Source organism: Flavobacterium swingsii (assembly GCF_900111965.1).
Classification (GTDB): Bacteria; Bacteroidota; Bacteroidia; order Flavobacteriales; family Flavobacteriaceae; genus Flavobacterium; species Flavobacterium swingsii.
The window spans coordinates 1-25,299 of sequence record NZ_FOJT01000002.1 but is presented as its reverse complement, the minus strand read 5'-3'; the positions used below and the strand labels follow the sequence as shown (position 1 = coordinate 25,299).

Below are 25,299 nucleotides of genomic sequence, written 5' to 3'. Positions count from 1 at the left end.
AGAAATTTCAATAAACTTAAAAATTGATTTTCACAAAAGAAAGGAGATGCCGAAAACCAAATAGAGTAGGCAAAATTTAAATTTAAGCAAAATGAAAAATTCAATTCTAATGATACTGTCATTGTTTGCGTTTATGACAGTTTTTAATGTGCAGACTGCTAATGCACAAGCAAAAATGGAACCATGGCCAGGTGTCACCAAGAAAATTTTGACTGACAATGAAAAAGTTAACGTAGCAGAAGTGACTTTTGCACCAGGAGCTGTAGCTGATTGGCATTCTCATCCACAATATTCTGTTTATGCATTAACAGACGTGAAAATGAAAACCGAAGTAAAAGATAAAGAACCAGTTATTGTTGAAATGAAAGCAGGTCAAGTGGGTTGGTCAGAAGCTGTAATGCATAAAACAACGAATGTTGGCAAAAAACCTTTTACCGCAATTGTAACTGAAATTAAGTAAATGGTAAAAGTAATTTTGAAAACGTCAATTAAAAATTAAAACCCTAAAACAATCAATTGTTTCTAGGGTTTTCAATTATTTACAAAGCTCTTTTATCATAATAATTCACCATCAAATCGACAAACTTGCTGTAACTTTCTAATCCGTCTTTTTGCTGATTTAATTTTAAAAAATTATCATAAAAAATCTGAAATCCAGTATCTATAAATGTTTGGTGGCTTTCCCAAAAATCTTGACTTTCTTGATAGTTTTTCAGCACTCCAGGGTTGATGGTTTTTAGTAATTTTTCAAATATTTCAGGATTTCTAACTTCCCAATTAAACAAACAATAACGTAGCGCATAACTGTAACCTGAATATTTAAAATATAAATCCTCTTCTTTTGTAGAAGACAAAAAACTAATAAAATTACACTCACTTTCGCTGGCATAACCCATTTGGTGTGCCATTTCGTGACAAGCCGTACTCGGGAAATTATACATCGGAATCATGTCGTTTACTTGCGCTTCATTGGTAAACGGATTCAAATAACCTCCAAAACCCATATAAGTTAACGGATAACTAAACAACGATTTTTTCTGACTCGGAACACCATAAGTAAAAAATGAATATTCTTTAGACAACTTCTCGTAAGCAATAATCGATTTATCAAAAATCTGATTTTGAGTATAAACAGTTGTTACTTTTTTCGCAGTATCATGAGTAATCTGAAATTGAATTTCGTTGGTTTTTACAATTAATTTTTTAGTGAAATCGAGTAATTGTTCATCTGAATATTCTCTTTTTATATTCATTTTTTCAAAAAGTGGTACTCGATAATAATTGAAAGCCCACAAAGCATTAAAAACAAAATAAGCAACAGAAACAAACCCTAAAACTGATAAAGTTTTATTTTCCCAATGCTCTTTTCTGTTTTTGTAAAACCAATAAATCGTCCAAAGAATTAAAATCCCGTACAAAATATCGCCAAACGAAAACGGAAACCAACCCAAACAAGTCCTAGAAAATTTCGAAATAATTGGATAAATCCCGTTGCTGTAATTTTTTTCGACAAATTCAGGAAAAAAAGTAAGCAATTTCAATCCAATAATTTGAATTAATAATAGTAGCGGAAGTAAGTATTTTCTGTTCACAAAAATGTTTTAAAAACGTAAATATAATCATTCTCAATTAGCAGAAAAAGAATTTAAACTTTGTAACTTTGACGCTTTCAATTTAGAAACCAAGAAAAATGAGCCAAGAAATAAGAAACCTTGAACCAAAGGAACTTTGGAACAAATTTGCCGATTTAAATGCAGTCCCTCGTCCTTCTAAAAAAGAAGACAGAGTAATCGAATTCATGAAAAACTTCGGAAACAGTTTAGGATTAGAAACTTTTGAAGACGATATTCGTAACGTAATTATCCGCAAACCAGCAACTGCAGGAATGGAAAACCGTAAAGCGTTGGTTTTGCAAGGACATTTAGATATGGTACACCAAAAAAACGGCGATACTATTTTCGATTTCGACAAACAAGGAATCGATATGTATGTAGATGGCGATTGGGTTCGTGCTCGTGGTACAACTCTTGGTGCCGATAATGGTCTTGGAGTAGCTATGATTATGGCGATTTTAGAAAGTAAAACTATCAAACATCCAGCGATTGAAGCATTGTTTACTATTGATGAAGAAACTGGAATGACAGGTGCTTTAAACCTAAAAGGTGGTGTTCTTCGTGGCGACATTCTTTTGAATATGGATACCGAAGAAGATGACGAAATAGATATTGGTTGCGCAGGCGGAATCGATGTAACTGCAACTCGTTCTTATAACGAAGAAGAAACTCCTGAAGATTCTGTAGGTTATCTAATTACTGTAAAAGGTTTGAATGGCGGACATTCAGGAATGGATATTCACAAAGGTTTGGGTAATGCAAACAAAATCATGAACCGTTTGTTATTTGACGGATTTGAAAATTTTGGATTACAAATTGCCGAAATAAACGGTGGAAGTTTGCGTAATGCAATTCCTCGCGAAAGTGTTGCAAAAGTAATCGTTGCAGGAATGTATGACGAAGCTTTTGCGTTTGATATGCAAGAGATTATTGGTGATATTAAAACCGAATTCAAAACAACGGAACCAAACCTTACTATCGAAATTGTAAAAAGCGATTTACCTAGTAAAGTAATGGATTTAGGTGTGCAAGAAGGACTAATTCGTTCTATTTATGCTGCTCATAATGGCGTTTACAGAATGAGTGCTGATATGGAAGATTTAGTAGAAACTTCAAACAATATTGCTCGTGTCATTGTAAAAGATGGTGAGATTTCCATTCAAAATCTGACTCGTTCATCAGTTGAAACGTCTAAGTTTGATTTAGCAAATGCTTTGCGTTCTGCTTACGAATTATTTGGTTGCGAAGTAAATCTTGCGGGTTCTTATCCAGGTTGGACACCAAATGTAAAATCGGAAATATTAGACGTTTTGGTTGGTATTTATGAAAAACAAAATAACGAAAAACCAAAAGTAGTAGCTTGTCACGCCGGATTAGAATGTGGAATCCTTGGAACAAATTATCCAGATATGGATATGATTTCTTTTGGACCAACAATACACGGAGCGCATTCTCCAGACGAAAGAGCTTCGATAAAATCTTCTCAGAAATTCTATAAATTCGTATTAGAAATTTTGGAAAATATTCCTGTGAAATAATAGTTTTAAAAAAACATTAATAGAAAAAAACGCATCATAAAAAATTATGATGCGTTTTTTTTTAACCTAATAATATAAATTTAACTCAAAAAAATCAATATTAATATTGGGAATATTAGTCCTGCCAAAGCCAGTTTCCAACCACGTCGCTTGAAAGTAAATTTCCCTGCTGGTATCATAATTGCTCCTGTAATAGCTATAATTATTAACGAAATTCCGAAAATATCCGAGTAATAAATCCACCAATTAGAATCGGTTTTATGCAACTTCATCGTTTGGCTAATAAATGGTGTTTTGAAAAATGATACTATTTCGCCTTTTCCGGTTTTCATATCAATTTCGACATCATGCTTTTCAAAAGAGATTTTAAAAGTTCCTTTTTTCACATTATGACGACGCATTTTATCATCGATACCTAATGTTTTGCCTAAGTTTTCGGCATACTTTTCGTTAATTTCACTTTCTAAAGGCAATTTTACTTCAATAGCTTTAGTTTCGGTTGTATATTTTTCTGGGTGCCAATGTTCTCTGTGGTTCATTAATACTCCTGAAAAGGCAAAAGAAATAATTAATCCGATATAAAAATAACCTAAATCTCGATGTAAGTTTCTTGCTTTAATAAGTTTCATTTTTTAGAATTTATATTTTAAACTTGTCATTACTTGACGTGGCGCTATAGGATTTACACTATAATTTTCGTGTACCGTATAGTTCAACTCGTTAGCAATGTTTGATAATTTGCAAAGTAATGAAAATTTCTTCCAAGTATAACCTACAGAAGCATCAATGGTTGTGTAACCTTCTAATGGAATCTCACGATCTCTGATACTTATAGTGTATGTTTTTGGTGTAGTTGAAGGTTTAATTTCTGTCCATTGATAATCATTATTCCATCCTCCAAGACGCTCTCCAACATAATTCCCGATGGCTCCAAAAGAAAGTCCTTTTAATACTCCAGAAGGCAAAGTATAGAAAAAGCTTAAATTAGCAGTGTTTTGTGGAGTTCTTGCTACACGGTCTCCTGCAATGAAACTTCCGTGCGTTCCTGAAGTATTAGTATAACGCATATCGTTGTAGCTATAACCAGCAATAATATTTAAACCCTCAATTGGTCTTGCGGTAATGTCAATCTCAACTCCTTTGCTTTTTGTTTCTCCTCCTAAAATTTTTATAGTTGAGTCTGTATTAAGTGATCCATCGGCTTTAAATTCGGCAGTTTGTGCTAAATTACTATTTGTAATTTGATATAATGTAATATTTGTACTTAAAATGTTTTTCCAAAAATCTTTTTTAACTCCAACTTCATATTGATCTATAACAGAAGGTTTTATTGCAACTAAATCTACAGTTGTTCCTGAGTTTGGCGTAAAAGAGTTAGCATAACTAGCAAACAAAGAGATGTCTTTTGTAGGTTGAAATACCAATCCTACTTTTGGAGAAAATGCTTCGTCTTTACGTTTTGGAGCTTCAACAACTGGTGCATTAGTAACCAAGTTATATGTATCAACTTGAGCTTCTTGCCATGACCAACGCAATCCTGCTAAAAACTTAATTTTATCTGTAAAAGATACTAAATTTTGTGCATAAACTCCGAAACGGTTAGTATCTGTTTCTGTTCTTGCAGTGTTAGTAGAATTTGGGATCGCTCCTCCTTGATTAAAATTATCAAAATTAAAAATATTACCACTACCGTAAGTATTAGGACTAAATACAAATGTATTGGCTTCAAGAAGTGCGTTTTCAAAATCAACACCTGTAAATAATTGATGTTTTATTGGACCTGTAAGAAAAGTTCCTTGTAAACTCAGTTGTTGACTCGTGATTTGTTCTAGATTTTTATTTTCTCCAAGCGGTCTATTCCAGTTTCCATAAGTTGCCGTGGCTTCTGATGGTTGCACACGTTCAGTTCCTTTTGAAGTTCTGCTATAATCCTGAAACGAAGTATTAAAATTTAACTTCCAATTGCTATTAAAATCATGCTTTACCAATGCGGTAACGCTAGCTTGTTTTGTTTGTCCGTTAGACCAAGTAGCTCCTAAATACTTATTACGAGATAAGTTTACAATATTTTTTCCAATAATTCCGGTACCAAAATCTGGCGTCCAATTGTCATGTAAATAATCTCCTTGTAAAATAATTTCTGTTTTTTTACTAATATTAAATAAAAAAGACGGGTTAATATAGTAACGTTCTTTTTTTACAACATCTCTAAAACTTTCGGAGTTTTCGTAAGAACCTGTAAATCTATAAGCAATAGCATTATTTAAAGGACCATAAATATCTACCGATGGTTTATAGAAAGAATAACTTCCCATTTGCATAGATACTTCTCCTCCTTTTGTAAAAGATGGTGATTTAGTAACCATATTTAAAATTCCTCCTGGAGCAACATTTCCGTACAATAACGCAGCACTTCCTTTTAGAACTTCTACTTTTTCTAAAGAAGATACTTCAGGAATAGAACCGCTATTGAAACGAAAGCCGTTTTTAAACATATTATTTGCTGACATATCGTATCCTCTTGAGTAAAAAGATTCTTGAGCACCACCACGAGCAGAACTTACATAAACACCATTTACGTTTTTTACAACATCACTCAATCTAATGCTTTGTTGTTGTCCTATCGTTTCAGAACCAACCACTTGTACGCTTTGTGGTAAATCCATTGATTTTATCCCTGAACGTGTTGCAGACACTGGAGTTTTTTGTTGGTTCGAAATAATCGAGACTTCATCAAGGATTCGTCCCTTTTTGTTTTTTACGGTATCATTTACCATAATTTGATTTTCTAAAAAATCATTATTTATTTGAGAATTGTTTGAATCTTGTGCAAAACTTGTAGCACAAAATAGTAATACTGCTGACGGAATTAAAATATATTTACGCATTTATTTAGAATAAGTTAAAATAACGATGCAAATGTAAAACCTAGATTTCAATTTTCAAAGTTTATTTAGACTAATTATGAATAATAATTTTAATTACCTGATTTTATGTAAAATACGGTAGCAAAATATTTTATTTCCTCTTCATAGGAAAAGCCTCTTTAGCTTCTTTTCCGTTTTGAATTCCTGAGATTTCAGCTACTAAACTGTCTTTTGTTACCTGCGCATAAGTAATTTTATTAGGAAAATCGTGTTTTGGGTTTTCGAAAACCAATTCATACTTAGAAAATTTTACAAGATAAAACGAAACTGGTTTTTCTTTATTCTGCCCTTTTACTGAAACTGTATAAAACAAACTGTCGTTTTTTTGCTGTAAAACTACGTTTTCATAAAAAACGGTATCTTTAGCAACCAGAACATAACTTTCACCAACAAAAGTACTGTCGTCTTTTTTTGTCCAGTTTTCTGCGAAATCACTTTCTTTTGTTGTATTTCCCCATTTACCTAAAAGCCAATTGGCATTTTCTAGCTGCGAATATGTTTTACTTATTTCTTTAGTTTCGTTTTTACAAGCTATAAATACTATAGCTAGAGATAGTATTGAAAATACTTTTTTCATAATTGTTTGATTTTGATTAAAATGTAAATTTAGTAAATAATGTTCGTTCTAGCCCAGATAGAAGTGGAAATCCTTTTTGAGGTTTTTCTCCGAAAAAAGATTGAAACGGATAGCTGGAAATAGCTCCTAATAAAAAATCTGAGGTTTAAAAATTACAATATGCAATCTTTTTTGTAATTTTGCACTCCAAATAAAGGAAAAGAAAATGTTAGACAGACTTCAAATAATAAAGCAAAAATTTGACGAGATATCTGATTTGATTATTCAGCCAGACGTCATTGCCGACCAAAAGCGCTATGTTCAACTGAATAAAGAATACAAAGATTTAAAAGCATTGGTTGAAAAACGTGATGAATACTTAAGTCTTGATGGTAATATCAAAGAAGCACAAGAAATAATAGCCGATGGTTCTGATGCAGAAATGGTCGAAATGGCCAAAATGCAATTAGACGAGGCCAAACAACGTATTCCGGAAATAGAAGAAGAAATCAAATTCATGTTGATTCCTAAAGATGCCGAAGACGCTAAAAACGTTATGGTTGAAATTCGTGCAGGTACTGGTGGAGATGAAGCGAGTATTTTTGCAGGAGATTTGTTCCGTATGTATACAAAATATTGCGAAAACAGAGGTTGGAGAACTTCGGTTGTAGATATGAACGAAGGAACATCTGGTGGTTTTAAAGAGGTTATTTTTGAAGTTACTGGCGAAGATGTTTACGGAACTTTGAAGTTTGAAGCTGGTGTACATCGTGTGCAACGTGTTCCTCAAACCGAAACGCAAGGTCGTGTACACACCTCAGCAGCAACAGTTATGGTTTTGCCAGAAGCGGAAGAGTTTGATGTTCAGATTGATATGAATGACGTTCGTGTCGATTTTTTCTGTTCTTCAGGACCTGGAGGACAATCGGTAAATACTACCAAATCGGCGGTACGTTTAACACATATTCCAACTGGATTAGTGGCCCAATGTCAGGATCAAAAATCACAACATAAAAATAAAGACAAGGCTTTTATAGTATTGCGTTCGCGTTTATACGAACAGGAATTGGCTAAAAAACAAGCGGAAGATGCTACAAAACGTACTTCGCAAGTAAGCTCTGGTGACCGTTCGGCAAAAATCCGTACTTATAATTATGCACAAGGTCGTGTTACTGACCATCGTGTCGGATTAGACGTTTTTGATATGGATGGTGTCATGAATGGAAAAATTCAAAAATTTGTCGACGAACTACAGTTGGTAAACAATATGGAAAAACTAAAAGAAACAGAAGTTTTTTAAAAACTAGCTACTAAAAACACCATAATAGCCACTAATTCACGAATTAAATTTAAAATTTTGTGAATTAGTGGCTAAATTACGCTAACTTTAACTTTCTTTTAAGAAAACACAAACTATCAAACTAACTAAATCATGAAGAACAAAATCATCTTCCTTTTTGTACTAACTTCTGTGTTAAGTGCAAAAGCTCAGTCTTATCTAGGCTATTATTATGATAATTATGCTGGAGTGCAAAGCGCACTATACAATCCCGCATCGATTGCAGATTCTCGCTTTAAGGCCGATATAAATTTAACTTCTTTTAGCGCAGCCGTAGGTAATGATTATTACGGATTTAGTGTGTCTGACCTCATGAAAGGTGGCGATTATGACTTCGAATTACAATCTAAAAAATTTCCGTCAAACAGCAATAATTTTATTGTAAATGCAGATATTATGGGGCCGTCATTTATGTTTAACATTGCGCCTAAACATGCATTAGCTGTTTTTACCCGAGCAAGATCTATTGTAAATGTTAGAAATATCGATGGTGATTTGTTTAATAAATTAAGTAGTGATTTTGATGCTTCACAAGATTATTCCATAAATTCACAAAATTTTTCTGTCGTAGGAAATGCTTGGGGAGAATTAGGTCTTTCTTATGCTGCTGTAATTTTAAATAAAAACCAACATTTTCTAAAAGGAGGTTTGTCTTTAAAATATCTACAAGGTATTGGAAATGCTTATATGAAAGCAAATAACGTGTCGCTTGCTTATGATAATAATTCAGATAACCCTACCCTTAACACCCTTACTACAACGGGTAATTTAACTTACGGTGGAAGTCAAGAACTTGAAAATGATGATTATGAATTCAATCAAAACTCTAATGGTTTTGGGGCAGATTTAGGTTTTGTTTACGAATACAGACCAAATTATGCTAATTTTTCGGCTGATGATAAAGATTTAAATAAATATAAATTAAGATTTGGAGTATCTGTAACCGATATTGGTTCGATCACATACAAAGACGCAACTCAAAGAATCCATGATTTAAATGGTACTAGAACGGAAGAACAATTCGAAGAATTAAGTAGCGACGAATATTTAAAAACTTTTCCAACAACATACTCTGATGCGAAGAAAACAAGCTTACCAACAGCTATACACACAAATATAGATTGGAATTTTTATAAAAAATTCTATTTAAACTTAAACTCCGATATGAGTTTAACAAGCAAAACAGCATTAAACTCAAACTCAATAGAAAATGCAGTATCACTTACACCAAGATACGAAGTAAAATGGTTTAGTTTTTACTTACCACTAAGCTACATGCAATACAGCGATTTTAGAGCTGGTTTTGGCTTCCGAGCTGGACCATTATTCCTAGGATCAGGCTCTGCAATATCAAACTTAATTTCTGATGAATCGAAAGGAATAGATGTTCATTTAGGATTAAAATTACCTATATATCAAGGTAAGAAAAAAGACAAAGACAACGACGGAATTTTAGACAAATTAGATGATTGTCCTGAAATAGCTGGTCCAATAGAAAATAAAGGTTGTCCTTGGAAAGATACAGACAATGATACCGTTTTAGACAAAGATGACAAATGTCCTACTATTGCTGGACCTGTACAAAACAACGGCTGTCCTTATGAAGATACAGACAAAGATGGTACTTTAGATAAAGATGACAAATGTATTAATGAAGCTGGACCTGCCGAAAACAATGGTTGTCCTTATTTAGATACAGATAAAGATGGTACTTTAGATAAAGATGACAAATGTCCTACAGTTACAGGAGAAAAAGATAATTCTGGTTGTCCTTGGTTAGATACTGACGAAGATGGAACACTAGATAAAGATGATAAATGTCCAGCTGTAAAAGGAACCATAGCAAATAACGGTTGTCCTGAAATTACCGAAGCCGTTATGAAAAAACTAAACGATTATGCTAAAACTATTTTGTTTAATTCGGCAAAATCTACTTTCCAACAGCAAACCTATCCAATTTTACAATCTATAACAGCGATTTTAAAAGAATATCCATCGTCTAACTTCTCATTAGAAGGACATACGGATAGCGATGGTGCCACGCTGGCAAATCAAACTTTATCAGAAAACAGAGCAGCTGCAGTTAAAACCTATTTAATTGAAAATGGTATAGACTCTAGCAGATTAGTTTCGGTTGGTTTCGGGGAATCTAAACCAATTGCAAAAAATACAACTAAAGTTGGTAAAGCTTTAAACAGAAGGGTCGAAGTTAAATTGACTAAATAATAAAAAAACAAAATTTTAAAAATCCTCCGAATACTTTTCGGGGGATTTTTTTTATAAATTTGCACCACAACACAACAAAATGACAACACAACAACTAACACAACAAATCCGAATCAAAAAATCCTTTCTTTGCATAGGTTTAGATGTCGATTTAACTAAAATTCCGCAACATTTACTCGAACTCGAAGATCCCATTTTCGAATTCAATAAAGCCATTATCGATGCCACGCATGATTTATGCATTTCCTACAAACCCAACACCGCTTTTTATGAAGCTTACGGTATAAAAGGCTGGCAATCGCTACAAAAAACCATCAATTATATTAACGAAAAGTATCCTGAAATCTTCACTATTGCCGATGCAAAACGTGGCGATATCGGAAATACATCGACCATGTATGCCAAAGCTTTTTTTCAAGATTTAAACTTCGATTCCGTTACCGTTGCCCCATATATGGGAAAAGATTCGGTAGAACCATTTTTAGCTTTTAATGACAAACATACTATTATGTTGGCCTTAACATCTAACGAAGGTGCTTTCGATTTTCAGACTTTGCAAACAAACGGAACCCGAGGCGAAGCCGAACTGAGCGGAGCTAAAGAATTATACAAACAAGTTTTAGAAACCTCAAAAACTTGGAAAAACGCTCAGAATTTAATGTACGTTGTGGGCGCAACCAAAGCAGAATATTTTACCGAAATCAGAAAAATTGTCCCAGATAGTTTCTTATTAGTTCCTGGAGTTGGCGCTCAAGGCGGAAGTTTATCCGAAGTTTGCAAATACGGAATGAATACGAATATTGGTTTATTAATAAATTCTTCTCGAGGAATTATTTATGCTTCCAATGGAACTGATTTTGCCGAAAAAGCAAGAGAAGAAGCGTTGAAAATGCAACAAGAAATGCAACAAATCCTTAAATAACAATACTATGAAAGGAACTTTTATATTGCGTTTTGCGGTAGCCATAATTCTAATTGCGCACAGCATTTCGGGTATGTTTAACAATGGCGTGAATGATTTTGGAAACCTATATTTAAATATTGTTGGATTTTCCCCCATCGGATTATTATTGGCTTGGCTCATCAAAATATCTCATTTGGTAGCTGCCGTTTTACTTTTAATCAACAAATTCATTAAGCCAGCAGCTATTATCACTATTTTTATTTTGATTATGGGTATTATCATGATTCATTTCCAAGAAGGTTGGTTCGTTGTTGGTGGTGGAAGAAATGGGATGGAATTTAATTTTTTACTGATTTTCGTTTTGGTTGCTATTATGTTTCCAAATGGCATAAACTTTAATAAATCAAATCAATAATCATTGAAAACTTATATTGACCAACTTGGATTTTCCCACACTTTCGAAACTTCTCCAAAAAGAATAATTTCTTTAGTCCCTTCTCAAACCGAATTGTTATATGATTTAGGTTTGGAAGAAAACCTTGTTGGAATCACAAAATTTTGTGTGCATCCGTATCATCTAAAATCGACAAAAAAAATTGTTGGCGGTACAAAAAAAGTGAATTATGATAAAATTAGGGATTTAAATCCTGATATTATTATTTGTAATAAAGAAGAAAACACGTTAGAAATAGTCGAAGAATTACGAAAAATTTGTCCCGTTTGGATAACTAACATTATCACCATTGAAGATAATTTTCAGATGATTTCAGACTTTGGTCAACTCTTTAATTGTCGTACCGAATCTCAAAAAATAAATGATAAATTAGATTTTGCATTAACCGAATTCAAAAAATTCGTTAAAGGAAAACCTGCACAAAAAGTCACTTATTTTATTTGGAAAAATCCTTATATGGTTGCTGGTTCAGCCAATTTCATCAATGAATTACTAAAACTGAATAACTTCGAAAATATTTATGATAAAGGTGAGCGTTATCCCGAAATAGAGCTCAAAAAAATACGTTTAGATGGTGATCCTGATTTGGTTTTTCTTTCATCGGAACCATTCCCATTTAAGGAAGAAGACGCTTTCGAGATTGGAAGATTTACACACCATGCCAAAACCGTTTTTGTAGATGGCGAGATGTTTTCTTGGTACGGAAGCAGATTATTGAAGGCTTTTGAGTATTTCAAAATTCTGCACAGTAAGATTTAACATAAATATCTTGTCTATTATTTTTCATCTATTATCTTTACTCAAATTTTAGAAATTGATAAACTATTCTATTTACGAAAATAAAGACAGCAATCAGTGGGTGACATTCGTTCACGGCGCTGGCGGAAGTTCGTCTATATGGTTTAAACAAATTCGTGATTTTCAGAAGCATTATAATGTTTTGTTGTTGGACTTGCGTGGTCACGGAAGCTCAAATAATCAAATAAAAAAAGCTTTTCACAATAAATATACTTTCAAATCGATTGCAAACGATGTTCTTGAGGTGATAGACCATCTTAAGATTGAAACCTCGCATTTTGTAGGTATTTCTCTAGGAACAATTGTCATTAGACAATTGGCAGAAATGCATCCAGAACGTATCAAAAGTATGATTTTAGGCGGAGCAATTCTAAAAATGAATTTCCGTTCTCAAATTTTAATGCGCTTGGGAAATATGTTTAAATATGTACTTCCGTATTTGGTATTATACAAGTTTTTTGCCTTTGTTATTATGCCAAACAAAAACCACAAACAATCTCGTTTGTTGTTTATAAATGAAGCTAAAAAATTATACCAAAAAGAATTTATTCGTTGGTTTAAGCTTACTGCCGAAATAAATCCAGTCCTTAAATGGTTTCGCCAAGTTGAAGTAAATATTCCTACACTTTATGTTATGGGCGAAGAAGATTATATGTTTTTACCATCGGTACGAAAAGTAGTCGAAAAACATTATAAATCTTCCAAATTATTTGTTATCGAACAATGCGGACATGTTGTAAATGTCGAGCAACCATTGGTTTTTAATACCGCTGTAATCGAATTTATAAACGATACAAAATAAAAAAATTATTTTAATTTTTCTATCCTTATACGTTCATTTTCTTCTAATACTTTATCACGGCCTTTGACTACCATGAGCATTAATATAGAAAACAAAAAGAGTAAAAAAATAATTATTAAAACGCCTCCTTTTTTATCCTCTGTAAAGTTATAATTTAAGAATTTATTTTTTCTAACAAAGAAAAAATAATTAATGAATCCAACAATTAAAAAAATTAAGAAAACAGAACCTTTACTAATATCTTTTATAATTTCTAACTCAGAAAAATAATATTCATATGTATATAAACACGTTTGGATTGAAATTATTACTATAAAAGTCGAAAAAACTGTAATAAAATAATGAACTCCTCTTTCATTATAGTTTCCTTTTGAAAAAAAACTATATATTCTAAATAATAAATAATTGTAAATTTTCATGATTATGGGTTTTGTGGTTTTGTAAACATTGTTTATTCAGAACACATTTTATACAAAAAAACTCCTTAATTACTTAAGGAGTTTTTTTTTGTGGGCGATGAGGGGTTCGAACCCCCGACCCCCTCGGTGTAAACGAGGTGCTCTGAACCAGCTGAGCTAATCGCCCTTTCGGGTTGCAATGTCTTGCGTTATTGCGAGTGCAAATATAACACGTTTTTTCACTTCTGCAAACAAAAATCGAATAAAATTATAAAATTTCTGCTACGACAAATGTGCTTCCGCCAATATAAATAAAATCGTCTTGCGATGATAATCTCAAAGCTTCTTGATAAGCTTCTGAAACAGAATTATATACATTTCCTATTAGTCCGAACTCAGCCGCTTTTTCTTGCAGAATTACAGCATCTAATCCTCGCAAAATATTTGGCTTACTAAAAAAATAATTGGCGTTTTTCGGGAATAACGGCAAAACATCATCTAAATCTTTATCATTTACAAAACCTAAAACAAAAAACAAATTGTCGAATTTTTCCTTTTCAATCTGATTTAAGACAATTTTCAAACCATGACTATTATGCGCCGTATCGCAAATTACTTTCGGATTTGAATGTATTTGTTGCCAACGCCCTAACAATCCTGTGTTTTTCACCACATTTAGCAATCCATTTTTTAAATTTTCTTCTGAAACTGAAAAATGAGATTTTAAAACTTCGATAGTTTGAATAACCGTTTTCTTATTGTGAACTTGATAATCTCCTAATAAATCACTCGGATAATCTGTTTTAATTAAATCGGAAGCAAAATAAATTTCTGACTTACAATCTTTGGCTTTAGTCAAAAAAACTTCTTTTGTTTGGTTGGTATATTCTCCTATAATTACCGGAATATTAGGCTTTATAATTCCTGCTTTTTCACTCGCAATGGCTTCTATCGTATTGCCTAAAAACTGGGTGTGATCTAAACCAATATTGGTAATTACCGAAACCAACGGTGTAATAATATTGGTAGAATCTAGCCTTCCTCCCATTCCAACTTCAATAATAGCAACATCAATTTCTTGTTTCACAAAATAATCGAAAGACAAACCTACTGTCATTTCAAAAAAACTCAGATTATTTTCTTCAAAAAAAGCTTTGTTTTTGGCAACAAAATCGACAACAAAATCTTCAGAAATTTCTATTCCGTTTATTTTAATTCTCTCTCTAAAATCTTTCAAATGTGGCGAAGTATACAACCCAACTTTATAACCTGCTTCTTGCAAAACCGAAGCAATCATAGACGAAGTAGAACCTTTCCCGTTGGTTCCTGCCACATGAATTGTTTTTATTTTTAGTTCCGGATTTCCCAAATGATTGGCGAGCAAAATGGTATTTACTAAATCTTTTCTGTATGCCGAAGCACCTTGCTGTTGGTACATGGGAAGTTGTGCAAATAGCCAATCTAAAGTCTGTTGGTAATTCATAAATAATTAAATAAAGATTCAGAATATAAGTCTTTTTCAATTCACCGCAGATTCGCAGATTTATTTATTTTTTAAATTAAAAAAATCTGCGAATCTGCGGTGTAAAAAGTTATTTTCATTGTTCACAAAATAATTTATCTATTTTTTAGTTTAGTATAAGATAGACAATTATCTTTATGCAAAATTGAGCTATTTTTTAATATAAATAAAGTACTTTACCATATGATTGGATTTTTTTTACAAGCCCAAAACGACACCATTGCAGCTGCATCTGGCGCAGTAATTGAAAATATTGCAACAGACAACGAAATTTCAGTTTTAGAATTCATCCTCAAAGGTGGATTTTTCTTAATTCCCATCGCTTTATTGTTGTTTTACACGATTTACGTAATTATCGAACGTTATATTTATTTAAAAAAACATACAAAATACGATACCCATTTGATGAAAGACATCAGAATTCACCTCAATTCTGGTAATATCGAAATGGCGATTGCTTCTGCCGAAAAAGACACTACCGCTTCTGGAAATGTGATTAAAGAAGGACTTCACACCATTGGAAGACCTATTGCCGAAATAGAATCGAATATGGAAAAAGTTGCCAACATAGAAATTGGGCAAATGGAACGTAGATTGGGTCATCTTGGTCTTATCGCCGGTATTGCGCCAACCTTAGGTTTTATTGGAACTATTGGTGGTGTAATTAAGATTTTTTATAGCATTTCTATCACCGAAAACATTAGTATCGGGAATATTTCTGGTGGTTTGTACGAAAAAATGATTAGTTCTGGTTCGGGACTTATTGTAGGAATTGTGGCTTACTCAGCCTACCATTTATTTAACGGAGTGATAGACAGTTTTTCGTTAAATATTCAGCGCCACGTATTAGAATTTGTAAACATAATTCAGAGACCAAATGCCACAAATAAGACGAAATAAACGATTTCACGCAGAAGTAGCAACGTCGTCATTAAGTGACATTATGTTCTTTTTGCTGTTATTTTTCCTAATCATATCTACATTGGCAAACCCAAATGTGATAAAAATGACGTTGCCAAAATCGAAAAACAACGAAAAAACAAACAAGCAACACATTACGCTTTCGGTTACCGAAGACAAGAAATTTTATTTAGACAAACAAGAAGTTGCTTTTGATAATCTAGAAACTACTTTGCTCTCTAAATTAGGAGAAACCAAAGACCAAGCCGTCATTGTTCGCATTCCTTATAATATGCAAGTACAAGATTTAGTCGATGTTTTACAAATAGGCGTCAAAAACAATTTGAAATTTGTAATCGCAACGAGTGCTGGTAAATAAAATTTAAAATTTTGGGCGTGACCCGAAAAGGGTCGGGCTTTTCGTTGCAATCTTTTTTTCGTTCCTCAAAAAAGGATACCGCTTCAATCCCTCACGCGAGCTACACAAATCGATAAGTTACCTGCAATTTTAAACCACATTATGATTAAACGAATTTCAATTTTTTATTGCTTATTAATATTTCCAATTTTTTCGAGTTGTAAAAAGAAAACTATCGAACCAAAATTTGATTATAATCAGAAAGCTAATGAACTGATTCAACAGGTTATATTAGATGATTTGTGTGTATGTATTTTGGAGATAACTAATGAATCCTTGATTAAAACCAGTCAAAATGAAAATCCTAGATTTGATATTCAAAAATTAATACTAGAAAAACTTCATTTAAGAGATAGAAAAGAATTAGATAGCATAGAAAAGCTTACAAATAATTTTATTTTAGATTCTGCCTTTACAAGGCAAAAAAGCATCAAAGTGATTCCAATAAAATCACTAAAAGAATTAGCCAAAGACCCCAATTTCTTTAAAACTTGTCCTGGGGGAATTTTAGGTATTTCAAAACCAATTTTTAATAAGGAATATAAAATTGCAGTTTTAAGCCATGGTTATGCATTTAATTGTATTGGAGGTGGAATGGCAACTTACAGATTCAAAGATGGTAAGTGGTGTAAAAAGTAAAAACTGATGAATATTTAATGGGTCAATTATATATTATAATCAATATTCAAAAGCAAAATAATCTAAAATGAAAATAAACCTTTTTATAACTATTTTACTCATAATTACATCTTTCCAACAGGATAAAATAGCAGGAAAATATAGAGATAATTTCGGAAGTGAATTTACATTTAAATCGGATTCAACTTATGAATATAATGCTGCTTCCCACTTCACGGGATTCTGGTCTAAAGGAAAATGGAAAGTTAATAATGATACTATCTTTTTTAAAGCAGTTCCTTCTTATGACACCTTGAGAATAGTTGGTAGAAGAGACTCTTTAATTTTATCAAGAACTAAAACACCTCAATTGATTTCTGCAAATAGCATTAAAGAAATTTTTTGGCCAAAATCATCTGGTATACAAGATGTTTATAGCGGAAAATTGTTTTTTCAGGATAATAGACTTTATGAGATTAAAAACAATGGTAAACTTATAACTAAGAAAAAAACTAGAAGTGACCGAATTGATGGAGAAAATTTGACCCGTGGTATACAAAAATATCCAAATAAAACCTACGCAAAACAGCGGCTTTGTTACCACAATGATATCAAAACAAAAAAGCACAAAATTCATAATGAATTTTGTGCTTTTTTGTTTATAAATCTAAAAATTTTTAATTCAAACTAAAACTATACACAATTTTCCCTACTTGTCTTTCTGGCGCGTCGTCGCTAGCTTGCCATTTGGTATTCATTGCGGCAATTCGGGCTTGATCTAATAAACATTTTGCAGTGTTTGTAGTTCCTTTTACACCTGGAACCACGCTAACGGTGTTTCCATTTCTATCTACCGAAACTTCAACTACAACTTTACCCGATTCGTTACAAGTATATTTGGGTGCTGGTTTAGACAATGCTTTTCGACCACCGAGTGAATAACCTACTCCGCCTCCACTTCCGCTTCCTGAGCCGCCACCAGATCCTGAGCCACTTCCTTCTCCTGTTCCTGTTCCGTTACCAGAACCGTTTCCGCCGCCTGTGCCTCCGCCAGAACCACCATTTCCGTAGCCATCGTTAGACAAACTTCCGTTCGATGAACCTTGGTTTCCTTGTGTGCTCGAGTTTCCGTCGCCGCCTTTGTTTCCGCCTTTTAGGATATTGGCTAAAGCATCATTGGTGTTTTTAGTAACTTTTGGTTTTACTACAACAGGTTGAGTTGCTTTTTTTACAATTTCAACCTTAGGTTTTTTTGTAATGGGCTTTTTAGCAATAACCACATCATTTTCTTCGGTCGAATTCTCTTGTGCTATAATTTGGTCTTCGGCAGTTTCTATTGGTTTTACAACTTGCTTGGTTTCGTTTTTTACATCTAAAACATCACTTTCAAAATTATTTCCAGAACCAAATTCAGTATCTCCAAAATTGACAGTAACACCGCCTCCGCCACCACCGCCAGCTAATTCTTGCATGTTTGCTGGTGGCCAAAATCGTATAAAAAATAATATCAGCAACAACAATATATAAATCACTGTAGTTATTACAAATGATTTCCTCTTGTCTGCTGCTGATATTACTACTTCCATAATTATATTCTTAATAATATATAGTAACGAAAATACTAAATATTTGTTATGCGTTTATGAAAATTAATTTCAAGAACTATACCAATTGCTTCAAAGCGATTTCAAAAGCTGTTGCGCTAATATTTTTCTTATCTGAATTTAAGGTATGTGCTTTTTCGATAGCTTTCTTGATAATATCTGAAGTATCGCTAAAGATTGATTCGTCAGTCATTTCGACTTTTTTCTCCATAAAATAAGCAAAAACACGCGCCATTCCACAGTTTGAGATAAAATCTGGAATTAAACTTACTTTGCTATCTACTTCTTCCATAATTGGACCAAAGAAAATTTCTTTGTCTGCAAAAGGCACATTTGCCCCACAAGAAATCACTTCTAAACCAGCAGCAATCATACTATCTACTTGACTTTTTGCAACCAATCTTGATGCTGCACAAGGAGTGAATATTTCGGCACCAATAGACCAAATTTTAGCATTTATTTCCTCAAAAGGAATCATATTGTCTGCTACTAATTTGTTTCCGTCTTTATTAAGGAATAAAGTTCTAATTTCTTCGAAAGTGAATCCGTTTTCATTAATCAAACCACCATCTCTGTCGATGATTCCAACCACTTTTGCACCCATCTCTGCTAGGTAAAAAGCAGCTGCCGAACCTACATTTCCGAAACCTTGTACGATGGCTTTTTTGCCTACAACGCTTCCGCCATAAATATCATAATAATGACGAACGGCTTGTGCCACGCCATAACCAGTAATCATGTCGGCAACAGTATATTTTCTTGCAATATCCGGTGAGAAAGTAGTGTTCTCTATTACTTTGACAACACCTTGACGCAATTGTCCAATTCTATTTATTTTGTCGGCTTCAGTTGGTTTAAAATGTCCGTTAAAAACACCTTCCTGCGGATGCCAAACACCACATTCTTCAGTCATTGGGATAACTTCGTGAATTTCGTCAACATTTAAATCGCCACCTGTTCCGTAATAACTTTTTAACAAAGGAGAAACGGCTTTGTACCAACGTTGTAAAACGCCTTTTTTGCGAGGATCATTCGGGTCGAAATTTATTCCTGATTTTGCACCACCAATTGCTGGTCCAGAAACTGAAAACTTCACTTCCATCGTTTTTGCTAACGAAAGTACTTCATTCATATCCAAACCTTTGCGCATACGAGTTCCTCCACCAGCAGCGCCACCGCGTAGTGAATTTATAACTGTCCAACCTTCTGCTTCTGTTTCTGGATCTTTCCAATTAAAAACTACTTCTGGCTCTTTATTTTCGAATTTCTTTAGTAAATCTTTCATTTTATGTATTTGTTGTATCGTTTTTTTGTTTCGCAAATATAAAAAATAGAATAAAGAAAAATATGTATTTCTGATTTTAAAATACATATTTTTCTTTATTCTATTTTTTACAATCTACTTGCTCTATATAACAAGTTTTTTTATATTGTATTTATTAGTATTTTCCTAACAAGTCGTTTTTAAGATCTTCATCGACTGGATTGTTAGAAAGCCAAATGCCGAAAAAAGCCTTTTTGAATTCAAACCCAGGAATTTTCCCTTGCAATTTATTGTTTTTGTAAAGCCAAATAGACGCATCAATAGGGTTATAAATAAGATTGAAAGCATCGTCTTTTCTAGTTTCTTCAGTACTCATCAATGATTCTAACAATATTATTTGGGATTCAAATTGCTTCATATTTTCTTTACCAACAGACTTTTCCATACCACTATTTAAAGATTTAGTCAGTTTTTTTGATGAAACTAAGTTTGAAAGAATTTGAATTCTAATACCCATTTCTGTATCACTATCTAATATATATTGTGCTTCTTGAGACAAAGTTGTTAGATATAATGCTTGTACATAAACATCGACCCACATTTTAGATCTAGTCCCGAAACCGTTTAGCTGTAATGTTTTTCCTTGAAATTCTATATTTCTTGGTACAATAACGCCTTCTGTTTCGAACTGATTTTGTGCCGTGGCAACATTAGATTGAATAAATAAAAATAGAGTAAAAAAGGGCAAAAGGAAATTTTTCATGATTTTTTTAAGTAGGAATTAATTTTGGTGTAAAATTAAAAAATTAATGCTAACTTTTGTTAAAAACAAAAAATTAATACTCATAAATTTCTCCTGAGCTATGATTGTGAGTTGCTCCTGTAACACTTGCTAAAACATTAATTTCGTTGCGAAGTTTAAGAACACCAAGTAATGCAAAAATTAAGGCTTCTTTAAATTCGATTGTTTTTGTATCCGGAATTACAATTCTCATTTCTGGCAAAAAAAACTGTGTTTTTTCTATTAAAAAATCGTTGTAAGCGCCACCACCCGTAATAAATAAACTTCCTGTTTTTTTAGGCAAAGCCAAAGCAATTTGCATGGCAATATGTTCGGTAAATGTTCGTAGTTTGTCTTCTATTGGAATTTGATATTTTTCGATAATTGGAAGAAGAATTGTTTTTACAAATTCGAATCCGAGTGATTTTGGATAACTTTTTTTATAAAAATCTAACTCATTTAATTCTGACAATAATACTTCAGAAACATTTCCTGAACGAGAAATTTTTCCTTTATCATCATAATCGAATCCTAATTTATTAGCATAAAAATTTAAAACTGTATTTACTGCCGAAATATCGAAAGCAATTCGACTTCCGTTTTCATTGAAAGAAACATTCGAAAATCCGCCAAGATTTAAGCAATAATCATATTCTGAAAATAGAATTTGGTCACCAATAGGAACCAACGGAGCTCCTTGTCCGCCAAGTTTTACATCTTGAACTCTAAAGTCGCAAACTACTTTTTGGTTTGTTAATTTCGCAATTTGAGGCAAATTCCCTATTTGTAAAGTAAATCCGTTTTGCGGCTGATGCAAAATCGTGTGTCCGTGAGAGCAAACTGCATCGAGATTTTCGATATTATTGGTTTTAATAAAATTAGAAATAATCTCAGCTAATAATATTGTATAATCTTCATTTAATTTTTTTAATTCTAAATCAGAAAAATCGACAGCTTTTTTAAGTCGATTTATCCATGATTCTGAATAACTAATGGTTTGACTTTCTTTTATTTCGAAACTCCATTTTCCTTTTTCTTCAAAAAAATAAATATGCGCCAAGTCGACTCCATCAAGTGAAGTACCTGACATTACTCCCAAAACATTATAGTGGTATTTTAACATGGGTTAAAATTAGGAAAACCTTTTGAAAAATTCATATTAATCAACTATATTTGAAAACTTTTTTAAAAGATTTACAAATAAAATATTTATATAAAAATGGACTTTAATTTAAGCGAAGAACAGTTAATGATTCAACAAGCAGCAAGAGATTTTGCTGTAGCAGAGTTATTACCAGGAGTTATAGAACGTGATGAACACTCGAAATTTCCAACAGAACAAGTTAAAAAAATGGCAGAACTTGGATTTTTGGGAATGATGGTCGATCCTAAATACGGAGGTTCCGGATTAGATAGCGTTTCGTACGTTTTGGCTATGACTGAATTGTCTAAAATTGATGCCTCGGCAGCAGTTGTAATGTCTGTAAACAACTCATTAGTTTGCGCTGGATTAGAGAAATATTGTAACGAAGAACAAAAAATGAAATACCTAGTTCCTCTTGCAAAAGGAGAAGTTATTGGAGCTTTTTGTTTGTCTGAGCCAGAAGCTGGATCTGATGCAACTTCGCAAAAAACAACTGCAATAGACAAAGGAGATCATTACCTACTAAACGGTACAAAAAACTGGATTACAAACGGAGGAACTGCTTCTACTTATATTGTAATTGCACAAACTGATGTTGAAAAAGGTCATAAAGGTATTAATGCTTTTATTGTAGAAAAAGGTTGGGCTGGTTTTGCAGTTGGTCCTAAAGAAAAGAAAATGGGAATTCGTGGTTCTGATACACATTCATTGATGTTTACTGATGTAAAAGTTCCTAAAGAAAATAGAATTGGTGAAGACGGATTTGGTTTCAACTTTGCCATGGCAGTACTTAATGGTGGAAGAATTGGAATTGCATCTCAAGCTTTGGGAATTGCAACTGGAGCTTACGAACTAGCATTGAAATATGCACAAGAACGGGTAGCATTTAAAAAACCAATTTTTCAGCACCAAGCTATCGCTTTTAAATTAGCAGATATGGCTACGCAAATTATGGCTGCCAAAATGTTAGTACTTAAAGCCGCTACCGAAAAAGATGCTGGTCTAGACATTTCGCAATCAGGAGCGATGGCAAAACTTTTTGCTTCGGAAACTGCTATGAATACTACTATCGAAGCAGTACAAATACACGGTGGAAACGGTTATGTGAGCGAATATCATGTAGAACGTATGATGCGTGATGCTAAGATTACTCAAATTTATGAAGGAACTTCGGAGATTCAGAGAATTGTAATTTCTAGAACTTTAGTAAAATAATTTTTTATTCTATAAATGAAAAAGGCTTCGCAAATTGCGAAGCCTTTCTTTTTAGATTTAAATTAATCAATATTCATTAGAAAGTACTTTTCTAATACTAACTCCTTTATTGGTAATGACTTTTACAAAGAATAATTGGTTTTTACCTTTTTTGAAACTAGGCGTAATAATTACTTCTTTGTTTTGATATGCATCAGCGTCATCCTGAGTCATTAACAATGTTCCTTTAGTATCCAAAATTTGAATTTGAACATCAGATTGATAATCAAAATCGTATCTGATTTTTATAACATCATTAAACGGAATTGGATAAGCTGTGAATATTGGTTCATTATTAACATTCACTTTCGATGCGTCTATTGGGTCTCCAACTGGTTTAATAATTATAACTACTAATGGAACTCGAATTCTACATCCATCAAATCCTCTGTTTATTGCATCAACAGCTCCATTAATGTTAGAATGAGTTAAACCTCCAATATTTTCGGCTCCTAAAGCTCTATTTGCTAATTTAAATAAATTAGTAACGGTTGCTCCTCCTGGATAGTTAATCAAATTCTCATTTAAATAATTTATTACAGTAGATGAAATAGTAAACTCATGATAAGTATTAGGAATAATATCAGTAGATCCACAAGCGACATCAGAAGTTGCAAATTTAGGTTCTAATACAAAATTACCTAATGTAGGATCTGCCGCAAAATTAAAGAACAATGTCATCGTTTGACTTAATAAATTGTTATTTATAGATCCCATTCCAGGACCATTTTTTGCTAGTGGATCACCATCTATTAACCAATCTGAACCACTACCAAGTGGCAAATTATCATACGTATCGAAACCATCTAAAGCTCTTGGAGTTTTTCCTCCAGGTAACATTTTGAAAATATTATTTGCTGTTGGATCTCCTGCTCCATAAATATCAGAAGCTTTTAATCTGAAAACATTTAGTCCAGAACCAAAATCAAATACTCCTCCAGCCTGATCTATTGCTGTAATCATAATTTGATGATCGTATGTAGGAGTTCCATCAATTGTACAAGCAGAACCATTTAACTCACCGTAGTATCCTTGAGTGTAAGTACAATGAGCATCTGAACAAATAATCAAATCAACAAATATTCTTTCACCGTCTCTACAACCATTTGCATCAACAATTGATACAGAATGAATACCTGTTCCTAAATTCGGAAAAGTGTAAGGAGAGGTAGCGTCAACTATAGCTGCATTTCCATCAATTGAAATATCATAAGGAGGTGTTCCTCCTGAAAATATTACTTCTACACTACCGCTATTTGTTCCTTCACAATTTTCAGGATCTGAAGATAAGTCAAGAGATAAATCATCGAGTGGTTCACTAATTAAAATAGGTTCATTATTAGTACATTCACTTATACCACTGTCATCTGTAACTAAATAACTATAACTACCCGCTGGTAAATTATCAAATAAAACTTCTATAGGGTTTGTATCCAATCCAGACGCAATTCTATATGGACTTACTGGGTCGTCTAATTTGTACAGTTTGACTTCATAAGGAAGTGTACCTCCATTTGCGCTTACTGTAATACTTCCTGTGCTAGCTCCTTTACACAATACATCATCTTTCTCTTCAGAACAATCTATTCTACAACCATTTGCTAGCGTAAAAGTAGAAGGACATGAACCTATACAACCCGTATCTTTATCTGTCAAAGTCCAAGTAACGCTAACAATTACTAATTGTCCCGGAACGGGATTTAATGGTGCCTGACCGTTTACCTGATTCGGATTAGGTGGTAGTACAGAATTATCTACAACAGATCTAATCTCATAAGCATAAGAAATTTCTACAGAATAAAGATTAGAATCATAATCAAACAAATCTAACCAATCTGAAAATTCTTGATTGGTATTAACTTGAGCATCTTCTTGCGAAACCCCACAAAGAACTCCCGTATCAGCAGGGTCAGGACAGTCTGGTTCAGGAAGAGCATTAATAGTGATTGCCAACTCTGCAGGGCTGTCACATTCGTCTTCATTTGTAACTGTAGCATAATAAGTATGAACTCCTACTGATAAATTACCGGTTTCGGTAACAATCAAAGTGCGATCAGAATCACTATACCAAACTACATCTTCGTCTGCCTCTGCTCCAATATTGTCATCATAACCACTTAAAACAGTGTTTTCATGATTATCTTCACAAAATTCTGCCGAAGCATTGTTTACTGATGGAGCTGCATTAATAGTGATTGCCAACTCTGCAGGGCTGTCACATTCGTCTTCATTTGTAACT

24 protein-coding genes and 1 tRNA gene are annotated in these 25,299 nt (G+C 33.0%); 13 read left to right on the top strand and 12 right to left on the bottom strand.

What is annotated here, in order from left to right:
- Positions 1-109 precede the first annotated feature (109 nt).
- Positions 110-460 carry a cupin domain-containing protein gene (locus BM053_RS02825; RefSeq protein WP_143076456.1) on the top strand — a complete coding sequence of 117 codons (351 nt, stop codon included), beginning with the start codon at positions 110-112 and terminating at the stop codon, positions 458-460.
- Positions 461-539: 79 nt separating this feature from the next.
- Here the strand turns inward: BM053_RS02825 and BM053_RS02820 are convergent, their stop codons facing one another.
- Positions 540-1,592 carry a DUF3810 domain-containing protein gene (locus tag BM053_RS02820; RefSeq protein ID WP_091473813.1) on the bottom strand — a complete coding sequence of 351 codons (1,053 nt, stop codon included), beginning with the start codon at positions 1,590-1,592 and terminating at the stop codon, positions 540-542.
- 98 nt (positions 1,593-1,690) lie between these two features.
- Between BM053_RS02820 and BM053_RS02815 the strand changes: the two genes are divergently transcribed.
- Positions 1,691-3,151, top strand: a complete 1,461-nt coding sequence (locus tag BM053_RS02815; protein WP_091473811.1) for an aminoacyl-histidine dipeptidase — start codon at positions 1,691-1,693, stop codon at positions 3,149-3,151.
- Positions 3,152-3,231: 80 nt separating this feature from the next.
- Here BM053_RS02815 and BM053_RS02810 read toward each other — a convergent pair whose 3' ends face one another.
- From BM053_RS02810 to BM053_RS02800, 3 genes are all read right to left on the bottom strand, one after another.
- Positions 3,232-3,780 (bottom strand): PepSY-associated TM helix domain-containing protein, encoded by a 549-nt coding sequence (locus tag BM053_RS02810; protein WP_091473809.1) that lies wholly within the window; start codon positions 3,778-3,780, stop codon positions 3,232-3,234.
- A gap of 3 nt (positions 3,781-3,783) precedes the next feature.
- Positions 3,784-6,039: a TonB-dependent siderophore receptor gene (locus tag BM053_RS02805; protein WP_091473807.1), complete on the bottom strand. Its 2,256-nt coding sequence runs from the start codon at positions 6,037-6,039 to the stop codon at positions 3,784-3,786.
- 130 nt (positions 6,040-6,169) lie between these two features.
- Positions 6,170-6,655 (bottom strand): DUF6265 family protein, encoded by a 486-nt coding sequence (locus tag BM053_RS02800; protein WP_091473806.1) that lies wholly within the window; start codon positions 6,653-6,655, stop codon positions 6,170-6,172.
- A 205-nt stretch (positions 6,656-6,860) separates the two neighbouring features.
- On the opposite strand from BM053_RS02800, the gene prfA reads away from it, so the two are divergent.
- The 6 genes from prfA (at position 6,861) to BM053_RS02770 (ending at position 13,157) form a co-directional block, all read left to right on the top strand.
- The gene (prfA, locus tag BM053_RS02795) at positions 6,861-7,934 is read left to right on the top strand and encodes a peptide chain release factor 1 (RefSeq protein ID WP_091473804.1); all 1,074 of its coding nucleotides are present in this window, start codon (positions 6,861-6,863) and stop codon (positions 7,932-7,934) included.
- A gap of 132 nt (positions 7,935-8,066) precedes the next feature.
- Positions 8,067-10,199: a DUF5723 family protein gene (locus BM053_RS02790; RefSeq protein WP_091473802.1), complete on the top strand. Its 2,133-nt coding sequence runs from the start codon at positions 8,067-8,069 to the stop codon at positions 10,197-10,199.
- Positions 10,200-10,278: 79 nt separating this feature from the next.
- Positions 10,279-11,121 carry an orotidine-5'-phosphate decarboxylase gene (pyrF, locus tag BM053_RS02785; RefSeq protein ID WP_091473799.1) on the top strand — a complete coding sequence of 281 codons (843 nt, stop codon included), beginning with the start codon at positions 10,279-10,281 and terminating at the stop codon, positions 11,119-11,121.
- A 7-nt stretch (positions 11,122-11,128) separates the two neighbouring features.
- Positions 11,129-11,518, top strand: a complete 390-nt coding sequence (locus BM053_RS02780) for a DoxX family protein (protein ID WP_091473797.1) — start codon at positions 11,129-11,131, stop codon at positions 11,516-11,518.
- A gap of 3 nt (positions 11,519-11,521) precedes the next feature.
- The gene (locus BM053_RS02775; protein WP_091473795.1) at positions 11,522-12,316 is read left to right on the top strand and encodes an ABC transporter substrate-binding protein; all 795 of its coding nucleotides are present in this window, start codon (positions 11,522-11,524) and stop codon (positions 12,314-12,316) included.
- Between the two features lie 55 nt (positions 12,317-12,371).
- Complete coding sequence (locus BM053_RS02770) at positions 12,372-13,157, top strand: alpha/beta fold hydrolase (RefSeq protein ID WP_091473793.1); 786 nt, start codon at positions 12,372-12,374, stop codon at positions 13,155-13,157.
- A 5-nt stretch (positions 13,158-13,162) separates the two neighbouring features.
- On the opposite strand, the gene BM053_RS02765 is transcribed toward BM053_RS02770, so the two are convergent.
- The 3 genes from BM053_RS02765 to BM053_RS02755 all read right to left on the bottom strand — a co-directional run bounded on the left by BM053_RS02765 (position 13,163) and on the right by BM053_RS02755 (position 15,038).
- Complete coding sequence (locus tag BM053_RS02765) at positions 13,163-13,576, bottom strand: hypothetical protein (protein ID WP_091473790.1); 414 nt, start codon at positions 13,574-13,576, stop codon at positions 13,163-13,165.
- Between the two features lie 91 nt (positions 13,577-13,667).
- A tRNA-Val gene (locus tag BM053_RS02760) sits at positions 13,668-13,742 on the bottom strand.
- Positions 13,743-13,823: 81 nt separating this feature from the next.
- Positions 13,824-15,038, bottom strand: a complete 1,215-nt coding sequence (locus BM053_RS02755; protein WP_091473788.1) for a bifunctional folylpolyglutamate synthase/dihydrofolate synthase — start codon at positions 15,036-15,038, stop codon at positions 13,824-13,826.
- A 222-nt stretch (positions 15,039-15,260) separates the two neighbouring features.
- Between BM053_RS02755 and BM053_RS02750 the strand changes: the two genes are divergently transcribed.
- From BM053_RS02750 to BM053_RS02735, 4 genes are all read left to right on the top strand, one after another.
- Positions 15,261-15,977 carry a MotA/TolQ/ExbB proton channel family protein gene (locus tag BM053_RS02750; protein WP_091473786.1) on the top strand — a complete coding sequence of 239 codons (717 nt, stop codon included), beginning with the start codon at positions 15,261-15,263 and terminating at the stop codon, positions 15,975-15,977.
- Entirely contained in the window at positions 15,955-16,356 is a 402-nt protein-coding gene (locus tag BM053_RS02745) for an ExbD/TolR family protein (protein ID WP_091473783.1), read from the top strand. The genes BM053_RS02750 and BM053_RS02745 overlap by 23 nt, the downstream gene beginning before the upstream one ends.
- A 141-nt stretch (positions 16,357-16,497) precedes the next feature.
- A complete protein-coding gene (locus BM053_RS02740; RefSeq protein WP_091473781.1) occupies positions 16,498-17,034 on the top strand; it encodes a hypothetical protein in 537 nt (178 codons plus the stop codon).
- A gap of 67 nt (positions 17,035-17,101) precedes the next feature.
- Positions 17,102-17,704, top strand: coding sequence for a hypothetical protein (locus BM053_RS02735; protein ID WP_091473777.1), 603 nt, complete (start codon positions 17,102-17,104; stop codon positions 17,702-17,704).
- On the opposite strand, the gene BM053_RS02730 is transcribed toward BM053_RS02735, so the two are convergent.
- The 4 genes from BM053_RS02730 to BM053_RS02715 form a co-directional block, all read right to left on the bottom strand.
- On the bottom strand, positions 17,691-18,599 hold the full coding sequence (locus BM053_RS02730) for a hypothetical protein (protein ID WP_091473774.1): 909 nt from the start codon (positions 18,597-18,599) through the stop codon (positions 17,691-17,693). The two genes, BM053_RS02735 and BM053_RS02730, sit on opposite strands and share 14 nt — an antisense overlap.
- Before the next feature lie 76 nt (positions 18,600-18,675).
- The gene (locus BM053_RS02725; RefSeq protein ID WP_091473772.1) at positions 18,676-19,902 is read right to left on the bottom strand and encodes a Glu/Leu/Phe/Val dehydrogenase dimerization domain-containing protein; all 1,227 of its coding nucleotides are present in this window, start codon (positions 19,900-19,902) and stop codon (positions 18,676-18,678) included.
- Between the two features lie 154 nt (positions 19,903-20,056).
- The gene (locus tag BM053_RS02720; RefSeq protein ID WP_091473769.1) at positions 20,057-20,644 is read right to left on the bottom strand and encodes a chalcone isomerase family protein; all 588 of its coding nucleotides are present in this window, start codon (positions 20,642-20,644) and stop codon (positions 20,057-20,059) included.
- A gap of 73 nt (positions 20,645-20,717) precedes the next feature.
- Positions 20,718-21,785: an anhydro-N-acetylmuramic acid kinase gene (locus BM053_RS02715; protein WP_091473767.1), complete on the bottom strand. Its 1,068-nt coding sequence runs from the start codon at positions 21,783-21,785 to the stop codon at positions 20,718-20,720.
- 96 nt (positions 21,786-21,881) lie between these two features.
- On the opposite strand from BM053_RS02715, the gene BM053_RS02710 reads away from it, so the two are divergent.
- Positions 21,882-23,021, top strand: a complete 1,140-nt coding sequence (locus BM053_RS02710) for an acyl-CoA dehydrogenase (protein WP_091473765.1) — start codon at positions 21,882-21,884, stop codon at positions 23,019-23,021.
- 66 nt (positions 23,022-23,087) lie between these two features.
- Here BM053_RS02710 and BM053_RS02705 read toward each other — a convergent pair.
- Positions 23,088-25,299: hypothetical protein (locus BM053_RS02705; protein ID WP_143076455.1), on the bottom strand; the 2,212-nt coding region annotated here is incomplete at its 5' end.

Excerpts from the sequence above, each read along its gene's own strand:
- BM053_RS02825 (WP_143076456.1), top strand. The coding sequence starts at position 110 with ATGATACTGTCATTGTTTGCGTTTATGACAGTTTTTAATGTGCAGACT.
- BM053_RS02815 (WP_091473811.1), top strand. The coding sequence starts at position 1,691 with ATGAGCCAAGAAATAAGAAACCTTGAACCAAAGGAACTTTGGAACAAA.
- BM053_RS02810 (WP_091473809.1), bottom strand. The coding sequence starts at position 3,780 with ATGAAACTTATTAAAGCAAGAAACTTACATCGAGATTTAGGTTATTTT.
- BM053_RS02805 (WP_091473807.1), bottom strand. The coding sequence starts at position 6,039 with ATGCGTAAATATATTTTAATTCCGTCAGCAGTATTACTATTTTGTGCT.
- BM053_RS02800 (WP_091473806.1), bottom strand. The coding sequence starts at position 6,655 with ATGAAAAAAGTATTTTCAATACTATCTCTAGCTATAGTATTTATAGCT.
- prfA (WP_091473804.1), top strand. The coding sequence starts at position 6,861 with ATGTTAGACAGACTTCAAATAATAAAGCAAAAATTTGACGAGATATCT.
- BM053_RS02790 (WP_091473802.1), top strand. The coding sequence starts at position 8,067 with ATGAAGAACAAAATCATCTTCCTTTTTGTACTAACTTCTGTGTTAAGT.
- pyrF (WP_091473799.1), top strand. The coding sequence starts at position 10,279 with ATGACAACACAACAACTAACACAACAAATCCGAATCAAAAAATCCTTT.
- BM053_RS02780 (WP_091473797.1), top strand. The coding sequence starts at position 11,129 with ATGAAAGGAACTTTTATATTGCGTTTTGCGGTAGCCATAATTCTAATT.
- BM053_RS02765 (WP_091473790.1), bottom strand. The coding sequence starts at position 13,576 with ATGAAAATTTACAATTATTTATTATTTAGAATATATAGTTTTTTTTCA.
- BM053_RS02755 (WP_091473788.1), bottom strand. The coding sequence starts at position 15,038 with ATGAATTACCAACAGACTTTAGATTGGCTATTTGCACAACTTCCCATG.
- BM053_RS02750 (WP_091473786.1), top strand. The coding sequence starts at position 15,261 with ATGATTGGATTTTTTTTACAAGCCCAAAACGACACCATTGCAGCTGCA.
- BM053_RS02745 (WP_091473783.1), top strand. The coding sequence starts at position 15,955 with ATGCCACAAATAAGACGAAATAAACGATTTCACGCAGAAGTAGCAACG.
- BM053_RS02740 (WP_091473781.1), top strand. The coding sequence starts at position 16,498 with ATGATTAAACGAATTTCAATTTTTTATTGCTTATTAATATTTCCAATT.
- BM053_RS02735 (WP_091473777.1), top strand. The coding sequence starts at position 17,102 with ATGAAAATAAACCTTTTTATAACTATTTTACTCATAATTACATCTTTC.
- BM053_RS02730 (WP_091473774.1), bottom strand. The coding sequence starts at position 18,599 with ATGGAAGTAGTAATATCAGCAGCAGACAAGAGGAAATCATTTGTAATA.
- BM053_RS02725 (WP_091473772.1), bottom strand. The coding sequence starts at position 19,902 with ATGAAAGATTTACTAAAGAAATTCGAAAATAAAGAGCCAGAAGTAGTT.
- BM053_RS02720 (WP_091473769.1), bottom strand. The coding sequence starts at position 20,644 with ATGAAAAATTTCCTTTTGCCCTTTTTTACTCTATTTTTATTTATTCAA.
- BM053_RS02715 (WP_091473767.1), bottom strand. The coding sequence starts at position 21,785 with ATGTTAAAATACCACTATAATGTTTTGGGAGTAATGTCAGGTACTTCA.
- BM053_RS02710 (WP_091473765.1), top strand. The coding sequence starts at position 21,882 with ATGGACTTTAATTTAAGCGAAGAACAGTTAATGATTCAACAAGCAGCA.